The organism is Sorangium sp. So ce381 (assembly GCF_051473845.1).
Lineage (GTDB): Bacteria > Myxococcota_A > Polyangia > Polyangiales > Polyangiaceae > Sorangium > Sorangium atrum.
This window is the reverse complement of record NZ_CP150336.1, coordinates 12012688-12026996: the sequence shown is the minus strand read 5'-3', so window position 1 is coordinate 12026996 and position 14309 is coordinate 12012688. Positions and strand designations below refer to the sequence as shown.

15 protein-coding genes are annotated in these 14309 nt (G+C 71.7%); 4 read left to right on the top strand and 11 right to left on the bottom strand.

The features are described from left to right. Window positions 1-85 precede the first annotated feature (85 nt). From WMF29_RS45080 to WMF29_RS45070, 3 genes are all read right to left on the bottom strand, one after another. Window positions 86-346, bottom strand: a complete 261-nt coding sequence (locus WMF29_RS45080) for a hypothetical protein (RefSeq protein ID WP_437296350.1) — start codon at window positions 344-346, stop codon at window positions 86-88. 142 nt (window positions 347-488) lie between these two features. After that, on the bottom strand, window positions 489-2465 hold the full coding sequence (locus WMF29_RS45075) for an ABC-F family ATP-binding cassette domain-containing protein (RefSeq protein WP_437326209.1): 1977 nt from the start codon (window positions 2463-2465) through the stop codon (window positions 489-491). Between the two features lie 257 nt (window positions 2466-2722). Beyond that, the gene (locus WMF29_RS45070; protein WP_437326208.1) at window positions 2723-2911 is read right to left on the bottom strand and encodes a hypothetical protein; all 189 of its coding nucleotides are present in this window, start codon (window positions 2909-2911) and stop codon (window positions 2723-2725) included. A 28-nt stretch (window positions 2912-2939) separates the two neighbouring features. Between WMF29_RS45070 and WMF29_RS45065 the strand changes: the two genes are divergently transcribed. Beyond that, complete coding sequence (locus WMF29_RS45065) at window positions 2940-3875, top strand: BON domain-containing protein (RefSeq protein WP_437326207.1); 936 nt, start codon at window positions 2940-2942, stop codon at window positions 3873-3875. 114 nt (window positions 3876-3989) lie between these two features. Here WMF29_RS45065 and WMF29_RS45060 read toward each other — a convergent pair whose 3' ends face one another. From WMF29_RS45060 to WMF29_RS45025, 8 genes are all read right to left on the bottom strand, one after another. Next, window positions 3990-4757 (bottom strand): hypothetical protein, encoded by a 768-nt coding sequence (locus tag WMF29_RS45060; protein WP_437326206.1) that lies wholly within the window; start codon window positions 4755-4757, stop codon window positions 3990-3992. A 431-nt stretch (window positions 4758-5188) separates the two neighbouring features. Next, complete coding sequence (locus WMF29_RS45055) at window positions 5189-5455, bottom strand: hypothetical protein (RefSeq protein ID WP_437326205.1); 267 nt, start codon at window positions 5453-5455, stop codon at window positions 5189-5191. Window positions 5456-5465: 10 nt separating this feature from the next. Then, on the bottom strand, window positions 5466-5993 hold the full coding sequence (locus tag WMF29_RS45050; RefSeq protein WP_437326204.1) for a hypothetical protein: 528 nt from the start codon (window positions 5991-5993) through the stop codon (window positions 5466-5468). Next, the gene (locus tag WMF29_RS45045; RefSeq protein ID WP_437326203.1) at window positions 5986-7302 is read right to left on the bottom strand and encodes a DUF3696 domain-containing protein; all 1317 of its coding nucleotides are present in this window, start codon (window positions 7300-7302) and stop codon (window positions 5986-5988) included. The genes WMF29_RS45050 and WMF29_RS45045 overlap by 8 nt, the downstream gene beginning before the upstream one ends. A 79-nt stretch (window positions 7303-7381) precedes the next feature. Beyond that, complete coding sequence (locus tag WMF29_RS45040) at window positions 7382-8188, bottom strand: carbohydrate-binding family 9-like protein (protein ID WP_437326202.1); 807 nt, start codon at window positions 8186-8188, stop codon at window positions 7382-7384. Window positions 8189-8438: 250 nt separating this feature from the next. Beyond that, complete coding sequence (gene ffh, locus WMF29_RS45035) at window positions 8439-10079, bottom strand: signal recognition particle protein (RefSeq protein ID WP_437326201.1); 1641 nt, start codon at window positions 10077-10079, stop codon at window positions 8439-8441. Between the two features lie 186 nt (window positions 10080-10265). Then, window positions 10266-10844: a hypothetical protein gene (locus WMF29_RS45030; RefSeq protein ID WP_437326200.1), complete on the bottom strand. Its 579-nt coding sequence runs from the start codon at window positions 10842-10844 to the stop codon at window positions 10266-10268. A gap of 11 nt (window positions 10845-10855) precedes the next feature. Next, complete coding sequence (locus WMF29_RS45025; RefSeq protein ID WP_044967211.1) at window positions 10856-11398, bottom strand: hypothetical protein; 543 nt, start codon at window positions 11396-11398, stop codon at window positions 10856-10858. A gap of 342 nt (window positions 11399-11740) precedes the next feature. On the opposite strand from WMF29_RS45025, the gene WMF29_RS45020 reads away from it, so the two are divergent. The 3 genes from WMF29_RS45020 (at window position 11741) to WMF29_RS45010 (ending at window position 14204) form a co-directional block, all read left to right on the top strand. Further along, window positions 11741-12583, top strand: coding sequence for a hypothetical protein (locus WMF29_RS45020; protein WP_437326199.1), 843 nt, complete (start codon window positions 11741-11743; stop codon window positions 12581-12583). A gap of 169 nt (window positions 12584-12752) precedes the next feature. Further along, window positions 12753-13463 carry a hypothetical protein gene (locus tag WMF29_RS45015; protein ID WP_437326198.1) on the top strand — a complete coding sequence of 237 codons (711 nt, stop codon included), beginning with the start codon at window positions 12753-12755 and terminating at the stop codon, window positions 13461-13463. Window positions 13464-13502: 39 nt separating this feature from the next. Next, window positions 13503-14204, top strand: coding sequence for a hypothetical protein (locus WMF29_RS45010; RefSeq protein WP_437326197.1), 702 nt, complete (start codon window positions 13503-13505; stop codon window positions 14202-14204). Window positions 14205-14309 lie beyond the last annotated feature (105 nt).

Genomic DNA, 14309 nt, shown 5'->3' with positions numbered 1-14309 from the left:
TGCGCCGGGCGGCCGGACTGGCATCCACGGCATTCCGGACAAGGCCGCGCGCGGGGGGTCGGTCGAGCAGCGGGGGCGATGTGGCTCAGTCGACCTGGTGAGCCCGGAACGCGGCGACGGCCCCGTGGGTCTCCAGGCAGCGGTGAATCCAGGCGGCGTCGCGCGCGCGCACGGCGATGAGCCGGACGTTGCCGGAGCCGTCGAGCGCCTGGAGGCCCTGGAAGCCGACAAGCGCTGCTTCCTGGAGCGTCATCACCTGCGCGCCTGTCTCGCTCAGGACCTCGTCGCTGAGCAGGCCGGCGCCGTCGGATCCCTCGGCGAGGTGCACCTCGAACACGGTCATCATGGGGCCATGGTCGCCGGGCCGCGCCGCGCCGACAAGGGTCGTCGTGCGAGGCGGGTCGCCCCCTGCACCGCTGGCCAGCGGCCTCGCGCTCGGTCGCGCCCTGTCACGCCTCGCGGCTCTCCTCGCGCTCGGTCGCGCCCTGTCACGCCTTGCCGGCGGCCTCGCGCTTCGTCTCGAGCTCCTCCCAGCGGCTGACCAGGCGCGCCGCCTCCTGCTTGGCGCGCTCGAGCTCCGAGAGCAGCGCCGCCACGTCCGCCCCGCGGCTCGCGTAGAGCGTCGGGTCGGCGAGCTTCGCCTCGAGCTCGGCGACCTTCTGCTCGGCCGCGTCGATGCGCCCCACGATGCCGTCGAGCTCCGTCCGCTCCGCGAACGTGAGCTTCGGTTTGTCGCCGGCCCGCGCGGCGGGCTTCGCCGGCGCCGCCGCCGGCCGGGCCTCCGCCGCCTGGGCCTTCGCGGCCCGGGCCTCGGCCTCGGTCTCGAGCGCCGCGTTCGCGCGCTGCTCGCGGTAGGCGTCGTAGTTGCCCGCGTACCGCACGACCCGGCCGTCGCCCTCGAACGCGAGGATCGAGGTCGCCACCCGGTTCAGGAACCAGCGGTCGTGGGTCACGACGAGCGCCGAGCCGTCGAGCTCGATGAGCATCTCCTCGAGCGCGGCGAGGGTCATCACGTCGAGATCGTTCGTGGGCTCGTCGAGGATGATCACGTTGACGCTCTGGGTGAGCATCTTCGCCAGGGCGACCCGCGCCCGCTCGCCGCCGGAGAGCGAGCCCACCGGCTGCCGCGCCTTGTTCGGATCGAACAGGAACCGCTCCAGGTAGCTGCGCACGTCCATGGATCGGCCGCCGACCTCGACGCGCGTGTGCGAGCCCGCGATGTTCTCGAAGATCGATTTGTCGAGGTCGAGCCCGCTCCTGTGCTGGTCGAAGTAGGCGACGCTCGAGTTCTTTCCGAGCACGACCTCGCCTTCCATGCGGGGCCCCTCGGCGGCGGCGCCCTCGCCTTCGGCGCCGAGCTGGCCGAGGATCGCGCGGAGCATCGTGGTCTTGCCCGTGCCGTTGCGGCCGACGATGCCGACGCGCTCGCCCTTGGTCAGGGTGAAATCGAGGCCGCGCACGAGCCATTTGCCGTCGAGCGAGAGGCCGAGCTTCTTCAGCTCGAGGATGGTCTTGCCGGTGCGCACCGACTCCACCGAGAGCTGCGCGGTCCGCTCCGCCTTGGGCGGCGGCGCGCTCTTGGTCGTCTCGGCGCGCTGGATGCGGGCCTTCTGCTTGCCGGTGCGCGCCTTCGGCTGCCGCCTGAGCCACTCGAGCTCGGTGCGCAGGAAGTTCTGCCGGTTCGACTCGGTGCGCGCCTCGAGCGCGAGGCGCTCGGCCTTCTGCTCGAGGTACTCCTCGTAGCCGCCGTCGTAGCTGTAGACCTTGCCCTTGTCGATCTCGAGGGTGCGCTCCGCGACGCGGTCGAGCAGGTAGCGGTCGTGGGTGATGAGGAGGAGCGCGCCGGGGTGCTCCTCGACGAGGTAGCGCTCGAGCCACTCGACGGTCTCGACGTCGAGGTGGTTGCTGGGCTCGTCGAGCACGGCGAGGGCGGGCCGCGACACGAGGAGGCGGGCGAGCGCGACGCGCCTGCGGTCGCCGCCGCTGAGCACGCTCATGGGCGCGTCGGGCCGGGTGACGCCGACGTGGCCGATGATGGCGTCGACCTGGTGCATCATGTCCCACCCGCCGAGCCGCTCGACGTCGGCCCCGGCCTCGGCCTGCTCGGCGAGGAGCGCCTCGGCGTCCCCCGAGCCGGCCGCGAGCGCCCGGCTCACCTCGTCGTGGCGGGCCTTGGCGGCGTGCCAGGCGGAGAGCCCGGCGAGCACCACGTCGCGCGCGGTGTCGGTCGGCTCGAAGACCGGATCCTGCGACAGGACGCCGATCTCGGCGCCGCGGCGGCGCGCGATGGTGCCGCTGTCGGCCTGCTCGACCCCGGCGAGGATGCGGGCGAGCGTGCTCTTGCCGGAGCCATTGACGCCGACCAGGCCCACGCGCTCGCCCGTGCGGATGTTGACCGAGACGCCGTCGAGGATCGTCTGGGGACCGAAGGATTTGTGGAGATCGTGAGCGGTGAGGACGGGCACAGGGCGCGGAGCTTAGCGCAGCGGCTGCCGCATGCGCCCGCTTTGCTGCGAAGGCGCTGTCGACGCCCCGGGCGCGGGCGGCGACCCCGGGCGGCGCGCGCTGCGCAGGCTGCTCGCCTCGATCGGTAGCGGCCGGCTTTGCTGCCGAGGCCGATGTTCCCTGTGCCGGAGGTCCAGGGGGCGTGGCGAGCGTGACGCCGCCTCCGCCGCGACGGGAGGGTGGGTGTGCAGCGCTCCGCAACAGGAGGAGAAGGCGTTCACAGCACGCTCTTCTCTTCTGTGCTGATCCGGTGACTGGCCACCTTCGGGATCACCCCGGCGCGAGACGAAGGGTTCTCCCTGGTGGCGACGGCGCCGACGCGGCCCATGTTCTCGATCCACGCTACCAGGGTGGTGCGGTCTGCCGCGCAGCGCTGTCGCGCGTCGGAGAAGTGTTTCAGGCGCATTGCTCGCAAGGAAGAAAGGAGGCACGGGATGCGAGATCGATTGGACAGGCACACGGACGACGGACGAGATGGGCGCCGCTGGGAGCAGCGCTACAGGGATGACCGGAGCCATTTCACCGAGCGCGGCTGGGCTCGCGACGAGCGCCGCAGCGCGGGCCCGATCTACGACCACGGGGCCGCCCTGCACGACCACCGCGACTGGGGCCACGGGCGCACTCGCACGTCTGGGCCCATGACGCACCGCGACCCCATGGGCCGATCCCTCGACGACGGGCGCTTCGCCAACAGCGACGGTCGTCCCGGCGACCAGCTGCGCGGCTTTCCCGATGACGATCACGGCGGCGATTACGTCGGCGGCCGGGATACCAGCTGGAGCTTCGGCGGCAATCCCCTTCCCCCGGCGGCCAGCGCGTACAGCTTCAATCTCGGCGGCGCGTATCACCTCGGCATGACCCGCGTCGTGAGCCCGGACCACGGCCCTGACGCAGACTGGCGCGGCGGCCCGTACCGCGGCGAGAGCCACGATCTGCGCGAATCGGGCCGCTCGATGATGGAGGGCGTCGGCCACGCGTTCCACGAGGTCGGCGATCGCGTGCGCAGCGCGTTCGGCCGTGGGCCGAAGGGCTACAAGCGCTCGGACACGCGCATCCAGGAGGACATCTGCGAGAGGCTCTCGGACCGCGACGACATCGACGTGAGCGATGTCACGGTCTGGGTGGAGAACAACGAGGTCACGCTGGAGGGCACGGTGCTCGAGCGCCACCACAAGCGCATCATCGAGCACGTCGCCGAGGGCGTGCGGGGCGTCGAGGACGTCCACAACCGGATCCGGGTCCAGCGCGCCATCGAGCCGACAACCCGCTCGACCACCGCGGCGGGCACGATGGGCGACGCCGCCCTGTCGGGCACGCAGCAGGGCGCTGCTCGCCCGACGGAGAGCCACGCGGCCCGGGTCCGGGTCTGAACCTGCTCGGCGACACCCGGACCACGTTGGGCGGCCCGGAGCACCGCACCGGGCCGCTCACGAACATCGCATGGGCGTCCGATGAGCCTCGCCGGGCGGGCGTCAGCGCAAGCGTCAGGGCGCGACGATCCGTCCGGGCGCCCCCTCGGCGCCGTTCTGGGAGTGGCAGCTGTTGCAATCGCCGCTCATCTGCGCGGTAAGCATCTTGCGCTCCTTGTCGCCCTTCACCACCCGTGCGGTGATCGGGAACTTGATGGGCGTTCGATCTCGGGCGGTGTCGAAGAGGAAGTTGCCTGACGCGTTGACCGGCAGCTGGATGACCCGAGCGTCGGCGGTCGTGATCTCGACGACCACGTCCTCGGAATCCCCGTCGACGCCGAGGCAGTCGTCGGGCTCGTGCCCGGTCGGGTAGACGGTGCCGACGATCGGCAGGCGCGTCGCGACCCGCGGCTCCTTCGTCGAGTGACAGGTCCGGCACGCCATGCCTGGGTGCATGAGCGGGGATTCGTGATCGCCCATCGTCCAGTGCTCGTCGCTGCTGCACACAGGAGCGTGCGCGAACGGATCATCGCCGCCCGTGCCCCCCGTGCCCCCCGTGCCGCCGGAGCCGCTCGCGGCGCCCGAGCCACCGGAGCCGCCCGAGCCGCCCGAGCCGGTCGCGTCGCCTGAACCGCTCGTGCTGCTGCCCGACCCGCTCGTCGGGTCCTCGATCCCCGTGCCCGTCGTGTTCGTCGTGGTGCCCGACGTGGTCGGCCCCTCGCCGCTCGAGCTCGTATCGTCTCCGCCCGCCGAGCCCGTCCCGCTCTCCGCGCCGGTGCCCTCCCCCGCACCGCCGCAGGCAGCCAAAAGGATCGCACCAACGAGAGTAAAGAACCGTGTCATCGCATGAACCTCCATCCAGCCTGCCCGCGGACGATCGATCCCGGTATGTCGGGATGGGTCACCATCCGAGGCATGCAATTGCATGTCACGACTCTCGATGATCTTTCGCGTCGACGCAATAGATCGATCGCGCTCTCGTATGGAGGCTACCGCCGGCGGGTGTCGTGTCATTGCACGGCGACGCCACCCCGCCGCGCGAAATGTGCAGCATCACGCGAGGACGATCGAGCGCACTGCATCTCCGGACACGCGGACGAGAGGCGCGCTGAGATCGATGGTTGGAAGGCAGCCAACTCGATGCACCGATGAATTCTGGACACGGCCTCGCTTTCTCATGAGAGCGGATCGGACGAGGCCTTCTGGATCAACCAACACCGGTAGCGTGCCTCGTTGAGGAGGACCGCCCCGCAGCTGTGGAGAAGGCGGCCCCTTCATTGCACGGACACGTTATCGATATAGCGTTTCGCTTTCAGGAAGCCGCGGACCTCACTCATGCTGTTGATGTAGCGTTTCGCTTTCAGGAAGCCGCGGACCTCACTCATGCTGTTGATGTAGCGTTTCGCTTTCAGGAAGCGCGCCCACCTCGCGCTGCCTCGTACGAGCCCACGACGCATCGCCCCACGACGCAGCGCGACCCCATGGGGAGCGACGTCACGGTCCGGGCGGAGAACAACGAGGTCACGGTGCGCCGGCGCCACCGCAAGCGCATCATCGAGCGCCGGGAGGCATCTTCTCGGGGTTCTTGCGCCAGAACTCCATCTGGCACCACGCCGGGAGGAGCTGCTCCACGATGACCCCTTCTGCCGAGAGCGCCTCTTCGTGCTCGTGCCAGTCGGTGTCGCACGCGTTGACGATGGTGCTCTGACCGCCGTCCGCCCGGTGCGCGAGGTGCGCCGCCACGAGCTTCTTGTCGGAGTTGTCGAAGCGAGCGAGCCCCTCGGGCACGACGGCGTACTCGCCGTCGTACTGCACGGAGACGAACGCCGCCGTCCGGAGCTTCTCCATCGCCACGACGATGCCGTAGTCCTGGGCCGTCAGCTTCTTCCTGTACTCGCGCAGGATGCCGCGGGCCCTGTCGATGATCAGACGGCGCCCGTCATCGGCGCGAAAATCCTTGAGCCACGCGAAGACGATCCTCCGCTCGCTCGTCGGGACGTGGGTGTCCTTGAACGGCGAGGCAGGATCGGCGGCGCTCGCGACGATGAGCACGTTGGTGTCGACGACGTGATCAGCCACGTTGCTCGTCCTTCTCCATGCGGTCGAGCATCCGCTCCATCTGTCGCTCGACCTCGCCCACCGTGTCACCGAAGAACTTGTCGGGCCAGTTCGCGACCCGCCCGTACTCGTTCACCTCGAGCGGCTCGAGCACCGAATCCCCTCCATGGCACCGGGCAAAGTACATGGCGCACTCGTCCGGCGTGATGCGCTCCTCGGCCATCAGCGTCTGGATCCGCCGGAAGAGGTGCTCCGAGTGCGTCTCCACGAGGAGCTGCACCCCGCGCTCTCGCACGGCCTCGACGAGCAGATCGCCGAGCGCGGATTGCGCCAGCGGGTGCAGGTGGAGCTCGGGCTCCGACATGATGACCGTCGAGCCCTCGGGCGCGAAGTACGCCGCCGTGACCACGGGCAGGACCTGGGAAACCCCGAAGCCGACGTCGAGCAGGTTGGTCCGGTGGCCCTGGAAGGTGATCATGACCTGGAAGAACGTCGTCGCCTGGCGCTCGATCTCCATCCTGTCCGCGACCCCGAGCCGCGCGAGCCCCGCGGAGACCTGCTCGACGAGGCGGCCCCGCTCGGACCCGTCGGCGTGGCGGCCGACGAGGCTCGCGATCAGCGCCGGGATCGCGTGCTCGCCGCTCGATCCGAGCTGTCCTATCGAGCGCCCCGTCCAGGCGTAGTGGCGCGTGGGCACGCTCCGGTGGGGCCCGAGGTAGGCGAGCCGCCGGAGCTCCCGCGTCAGCGCGAGCGCGAGATCCTGCGCGTCCGCCCCCGCGGCGCCGAGGGCGGCGACCGCATCGGCCGAGAAGCCGACGGAGCGCTCGGGCTCGTAGGTCCGCCGAGCTCGCCGGTCGTCGGGCAAGGGGCCGCCCGGCGCGGAGAGCGCGTAGGCGCCGTCTCGCTGGCGCGCGACGGCGTAGGCGCCCTCGGCGGTGGCGTACGAGAGCCGCTCCACGTAGGGATTCTCATCCTCGCCGGCGCCAACCTCCACCTCGTAGTCCACGGAATCGAGCGTGCGCGGCGCGGCCCCCTTCCCGATGCTCACGGGGCCGAACGTCAGGCGGAAGCCGAGCCCGGCGCGCACGTCGCCCCCGGAGACGACGTCGGAGAGCCTGCCGAGGTCCAGCATCTCACCGGGCTGCCCACCCAGGTTGAGCGCCAGGAGCCGGTCGGGCGACTCGATGGTTTGCTTCAGGAGCAAGAGCGGCTGCAGCAGGCTCGTCTTGCCGGCCGAGTTGACGCCGAGCACCAGCGTGAGCGGCCTGAGGTCGAACGCATGTGCGCCACGCCAGGACTTGAAGTTCCGGAGTCCGAGCTTCGTGAACATCCTCTGTTTCCCTTTCCACGGAGGGCTCGCGCCGCAACGGGGTTCGCTGTTCTGTTGCTCGAGACGCCGGACGCGCAGCTCAGCGGTCCAGCGGATCAACCCGGTAGCCCTGCTTGGGACCGGCCGACGCGGAGGGCGCCGTCGCGGGCGCCGGGCCCGCGTCGCGCGCGGGCGCCCCCGCGCCGCCCGTCTCGCCCCCGGCTCCGACGAACCGGACCCGACCGAACCGCCGCGCCCTGTGGAAGTTCCCCTCCCCCAGGATGGGCGACCACGCCGCCCCACCGTTGTTCTGCATGGCGTAGAAGTTCATCCGCCACGCGTCCCCCGGCGCCGGCGGCGCGGCCTTCGCCTTCGCGAACGAGCTCCACGGGATCTTCGCCTCGACGACATACCCCCGGTCCTCGTCCGAGTCGTCGTCGAGCGTCCCTCCCAGCGCGACCGCGCTCGCGAGCCCCGCGCTCCACTCCTCATGACCGAAAGGCCCGCTCGGGCCGCCCCTTGGAGCGTTGTAGTCGTCGAACTGCGAGTCGAAGACGAGGTTCTGAGGGTTTATCTGGATTTCGTAATAGTCTTTATTATCTCCGTCTCCGTCCGGATCGATCATCACCTCGACGGTATCCCGCTCCCAGAGGTGCGGATCCCGCGCGCCCTGGGGGAACCCGCCGGTGAGCGTCCTGTCGCTGACGTCGAATCCGACGTAGAGGAACCCGTCGTCCCAGAGCAGCCGCGCCTCGCCCTGCGTCGGCAGCGACCGATCCTCGCGGCCCGTGCCCACGTTGACGAACGGGCCTGTCGTCGCCGCGGCCTGCCACGCCGGCTCGTCGAGGCGGCCGTCGATGACGATCGCCGCGCCGGGCGCGAGCTTGCGCACCGAGAGCTCTTTCACGGGAGCAGGCGGTCGTCTCTGACCTTGCCCGGCGCCTGCGCCGCTGCTCGCCGGCGCTGGCGAGCGACCCGTCGCCCCGGACGGCGCCGCCTCCTGCTCGCCCCCGCCGCCCCGGGAGCACGCGGCGGCGAAGGCCACGGCGACAAGCGCGAGCGCCCGCGCGCGAGCGTACGCGCCGTGCGCGCCGTGCGGGCCGTGCGCACCGTCAGCAGCGCGCCGCCGGCCGCAGGGCCCGCGCACGCGGCCGCCGCTACTTCCGCCCCTTCTTGCGGGCGTCGCGCTCGCGCTTGCGCTGCGCCTTCTTCGCGTTGCGCTCGGAGGCGCTGAGCGTCTTCATCTTCGTCATGTTCGGGCCACCGGCGCCGGCGCCCGGGAAGCCGCCCATGCCCGGCATCCCCAGCCCGGGCATCCCCATGCCCGGGAAGCCCATCCCCGGAAAGCCCATGCCCGGCATCCCCATCCCGGGCAGGCCGCCGCCGGCCATCATCTGCTTCTGCATCTCCCGCATGTTCTTGGCCATGGCCATCTGCTTCATGCCGGGGATCTTGCCCATGAGGCCCATGTTCTGGCCGAGGCCGCTCATCATCTGGCGCATGAACAGGAACTTCTGGACGAGCTCGCTCACGGCCTCGGGCTTCGAGCCCGAGCCCTTCGCGATGCGCTCCACCCGCTTCGGCTCGCGGACCAGCGCGTACGGGTCGCTCTTCTCGAAGCGGGTCATCGACTGGATGATCGCCTCGATGCGGACGAGCTCCCGGTCGTCGAGGTTCACGTCCTGGGGCAGGCCGCCCGGGAACATGCCGCCGAGGGGCAGCTTGTCGACGAGATCCTTCAGCGATCCCATCTTCTGGATCATCCGCACCTGATCGAGGAAGTCCTCGAGCGTGAAGTCGCCCTGGAGCATCCGCGCGGCGTCCTTCTCGGCCTTCTTCTGGTCGACGACCTCCTCGAAGTCCTGCATGAGGCCGACGACGTCGCCCATGCCGAGGATGCGGCTCGCCATGCCGTCGGCGCGGAACGGCTCGAACTTGTCCGTCGTCTCGCCGATGCCGGTGAAGAGCACGGGCGCGCCCGTCACCTCCTTGATGCTGAGCGCCGCGCCGCCGCGGGCGTCGCCGTCGAGCTTCGTCAGCACGACGCCGCCGATCGACAGCCGCTCGTTGAAGCCGCGCGCCGTCTTCACGGCGTCCTGGCCGATCATGGCGTCGACCACGAGGAAGATGTTCTCGGGCTTGGTCGCGTCCTTGATCTGCGCGAGCTCCTGCATGAGCGGCTCGTCGATCGCGAGGCGGCCGGCGGTGTCGTAGATGATGACGTCACGGCCGAGCCGCTTCGCCTCGCCGCGGGCGGCGGCGCAGATGGCGACCGGCGACTCGCCCGGGATGTTGAACACGGGGATCTTGAGCGACTCGCCGAGGACCTTGAGCTGCTCGACGGCCGCGGGGCGCTGCATGTCGGCCGCGACGAGCAGCGGCTTCTTCCCCTGCTTCTCGAGGTAGCGCGAGAGCTTCGCGCAGCTCGTCGTCTTCCCGGAGCCCTGGAGGCCGACCATCATGATGCCCGTGGGCCCGCCGTCGGCCCAGGCGATCTCGTCGCCCTCGTGGGTCATCATCGCCTCGAGCTCGTCGTGGCAGATCTTGATGAAGTGGTCGCTCGCCGAGACCTGGTGGACCTCGCCGGCGTGCTTCACGCGCGTCTCCAGGGTGCGGCCGACCGCGGCCTCCTTGACCCGGGCAAGGAACGCCTTGACCACCCCGATCTCGACGTCGGCCTCGAGCAGGCTGAGCCTTACCTCGCGGAGCGCGACGTCGATGTTGCTCGCGGTGAGCTCCGTGAGCCCGGCGAGGCGGTTTCTGGCCTGACGAAAGCCCCGTGTCAGCGTGTCGAACATGGCAGGGCGGGTCTTAGCACAGGGGACCGCGAGCGCGGATGCCCTTGCCCTCTTCAACGCCGCGCGACGCGCGGCGCGGGCGCGGCCGGCGCCCCTCTCCCAGGGGGCGCGCGGCGCGGGCGCCTCGGGCGACGCGGACGCGGCCGACGCGGCCTCGGCCGACGTGGGCGCCGTCGACGCGGGCCGTCACATCCCGCGCCGGCCCGAGCGGCGGAGGATCGCGAGCGCCTCGGCGCACCTCGGCATGACCTCGGCGCTCTCCTTGACCTTGGCGTCCGCCGCGGCGAGATCCGCCAGCGCGCCGGGCCCGGCGGCCCCGTCGGGCGCCTCGAGCAGGGCGCGGACGCGCGCCTCGGCGGCCGTCGCGTCGAGCAGCAGGCGGTAGGCCCGCGCGCACGTGTCCTTGGCGCTCGCGGCGGGCGGCGTCGATGCGGGCTGGCGCTCGAGCTCCGCCAGCAGCGCCTCGCGCGCTTCGCGCGGCTCGCTCGGCGCATCGCGGAGGACGTCGATCGCATGCAGGAGCGCGTCCGCCTCCTGCTGCTCGGCCGACCGGCCGCACCCGGGCGCCGCCTGGGCCATGGCGACGGCGGCGAGCGCCGCGGCGATCCGCTTCGCCGGCGCGATCCGCCGGACGGCCGTCCCTGCTGCGCCCGCCGTCCCTGCTGCGCCTGCCGCCCCTGCCGCGTTCGCTGCCCCTGCCGCCTTCACTGCCCCTGCTGCGCCTGCTGCCCCTGCGCTGCCCGTCGCGCCGGGCCTCGTCGTCACGCTGGGCGCCCTCAGTCGGCCGGCTTCGCGGGCGGGCCCATCTGGATGCGCTCGCCGAGGTAAGAGCCGATCAGCGTGAAGAGCACGCCGATGAGCGCCATGATCACGTACATGAACAGCGGCATCGTCCGGACGGTCTGGCTGTGCAGGAGGTAGAACACGGTCGGGATCGCGACGAGGAACGACGCGACGACCGGCTCGAGGAACGTCTTGCCGGGCGAGATCATGCCGAGGAGGACGCCGCCGATGAACCAGACGGGGATGGCGACGATCATCCCGTTCGACCCCTCGAAGTCGAGCTGCTGCACGATCATGGGGAGGCCGCCGACGAGGGCCGCGGTGAGCACGCTCTGCAGGACGAGGGCGATGAGGCACCAGAGGATCGAGAAGCCCTCCTGCTGGTAGCGGCGGTGGCGATCGAGCTCGGAGTCGCGGAAAGGCGCGAGCGAGCCCATCCTGGCGCCGCACGCGATGCAGCGCCCGCTCGCCGTCACGGAGGCGTTGTTCGCGCCGCATGACGGGCACACGATGGAGCTGTCGTTCTTCGAGGGCATCGCGGCTAGGCTAGGCAAGGCGCCGCTTGCGGGCAAGCGCGCGGCGCGGCCCCTGCGCCGCGGCCGGGCGAGCGTGCGGCGAGCTCGAGGGCAGCCCGAGAGGGCGGTGGTCCGCTCGACGGTGCGTGCGGCGCCTCGTGACCCTGCCGGCCATGGGAGGGTGCCGCCCCCGCCGCCCCCGGCGCGTGTCCGGGCGCCGGCTCGGCGATCGCGCCGCGCGGTTCCTGATGGGCGAAGGCACGGGCTAGACTCGGAGCCCCGCCGACGGACGCTCGCGCGGCGGGGCTCCCGCCGGCTGGTGCGAGCCACACGAGAGGCGCACGAATGGGCCTGGACGCGACCGTGATGTGCAGATGCTGGCTCGACGGGACGACGCGGACGCCGCCCCCGCACGCGGAGCACGTGGGGTTCGATGAAGATGGACAGCTTTGCCTGACGCTCCCCGAGGAGCGCCGGGACGCGCACGACGCGTTCTATGCATGGATGGAGGACTGCTGCCCGCACCCACGCATGTGCCTCGCCTCCGAGTGGATCTCGAACTGGGCAGGTCTCAGGGCGTTCCAGGCGGCGCTCGATAGGATCGGCTGGCAGCATTTCCCGACGCTGCAGGCCGAGCTGCCGGCGGCGAACGGCGGCATGATGCTGGCCGAAGCCAGCGCGCACGCGCTGGGAGAGCTCGCGCGGTTCGCGGAGCTCGTCGCCTCCGTCCGCTCGGCCTTCCTGGTCGATTCCGAGACCGGCGATGAGCTCTACGACTTCATTCCGCAGTACGACGGCATCTTCATCATGAGCGGCTCGGAGCAGATCGACCTCGGCTTCGACGTGAACGGCTTCTTCGTTCAGAGCCGCGAAGCGCCGCCCTGCGAGCTGTTCCGCGCCCTGCGCGTCGCGCAGATCCTGCTGGAGCCCGAGCGCACCGAGGCCCACGAGGACGGCCGCGTGCTGCTCCGGAACCTCGACACGGGACGCGAATTCGAGTCCAGGATCGCCGTTCCCGGCGGGTGCATTCCTTGGCCCGACGGTCGAATGCAGGACGGTAGAGGGCGCGTCCGCTCGGCGTATCCGCGCTCCTTCCACGTGAAGCAGCGCGCGCTGGGCATCGCCGATTTCGAGCAGATCCTCGGCTCCCTGCGGCGGGTCTTCGAGGCCTCGGTGGCCACGGGCAACCCGGTGTGCTGGTGCTGAGCCCGCGCACGCGCGCCGGGAGCGTGTCGTTCGCCCATGTCTCGCGCGCCGCGCCCGACGTCCTGCGCGCCCAGGGCCGCCACGCCCGAGCCCGCTCCTCCCCTCGTCCGAGGACCGGCGAGACGGCGGTGCACCGCGGCCGGCGCTCCGGCTATATACTCGACGAAGCGTGCCCACCGACCCGACCTCGACCCTGGAATCCATGACGTCCGGCCCGCGCGGCCCGGGCGGCGATGGCCTCGACGTGGCGGGGCCCGATCCGGAGCTGCTCGCGCTGCCGTCGCCCCCGAAGCAGGAGCGCACGGTCACGGTGGCGCTGATGGCGGCGACCGCGATCGCCGCGCTGTGGATGGCCGTCGCGCTCCTCGGGGAGGCGCGTTACGCGCTGTCGCCGGGACAGCCGACGGACGTGGGAGAGCTCGCGTCGCTGCGGCCGCAGGCGGACCTCGCCAACCGCTACGTGCGGGCCGTCGGCCTGCTCGGGACGCGCGGCGCCATCCGGTACGGGCGCGCCGCGGAGGGCGACTCGTTCCGGCTGGCGCCGGTGGCGGGCAACCCGGGGCTGTGGGTGGAGATCCGGGTGCCGGAGGGGTTCGAGGGCCCGCGCTTCGTCCCGCCGAGCACGTTCGCGGGGCGGCTCGTGCCGTTCAAGAGCGCGGGCATCCGGCACGCGCGGCTGGCCGCCGAGGTGGAGGAGCAGGCGGGGACGGCCGTGACGGACGACGCCTGGCTGCTCATCGACGGCAGCTCGCCGCGCGCGTCGCGCTGGGCGGTCGCGCTCGTCGCGCTGTTCGTGGGGTTCGCGGGCTGGAACCTGGTCGGCATCGCGCGGGTGCTCCACCGCGTGCGGGACGCGAGGGACGCGCGCCGCGCTTCTTGACGCGCTCGCGGCAGGGGAGCAGGACGCTCCCGCCCACCGATGCCCAAGGTCACCTTCGTCAACGAGCACAGGACGGTCGAGACCTCGCCGGGTCGTCTCCTCAGCGACATCGCGGCCGAGCTCGGGATAGCGGTCTGCCGCGAGGCGTTCCGGGGCACCGGCATCGGCGATTACACGTGCTGGGTGAAGGGGGAGCCCGGCGCGACGTCGCCCCCGACGTTCCTGGAGAAGCTGCTCGGCGCGCGCGGCCAGCGGCGGATGGCGAACAGGACGCGCGTGCTCGGCGACGTGCAGGTGTGGACCCAGGCCGGCCCTGGCAACAGGCTGCGCGCGCCGCGGCCGATCGCGCCGCCGCCGAGCCCGGCGACGGATCCGGAGGCCCCGCGCAAGCCGATCGACGCAAGCGGCAGCGCGGCGTTCCCGTACGGCGATCCGCGCGCGGTCGGCCACGGCAAGCGCGAGCCGATCGCGGCGGGCGCGCTCGAGGCGAAGGCCGCGAAGGAGAAGAAGGCGAAGGCAGCCCCGGCGAAGGCGGCGGAGGGCGCGGCGCCGAAGGCGGCGGAGGGCGCGGCGCCGGAGGCGGCGGAGGGCGCGGCACCCGAGGCCGCAAAGGCGCCGAAGGCTGCTGCAAAGGCGCCGAAGGAAGCGGCGCCCGACGCCGCCAAGGCGCCAGAGGCCGCGACAAAGGCGCCCGAACCTGCAACGGCAGCCAAGGAGACCGGCGGAGGGCCGTCGGAGTAGCGATCGTTGCGCGCGCACGCCGCGCTGACGCGAGCGGAGGATGCGGCGTCTAGGGGCCTGTTGGCTCGAAGCTCCTCGCGCGTCTGACGCCTTGTACCAGGGTTT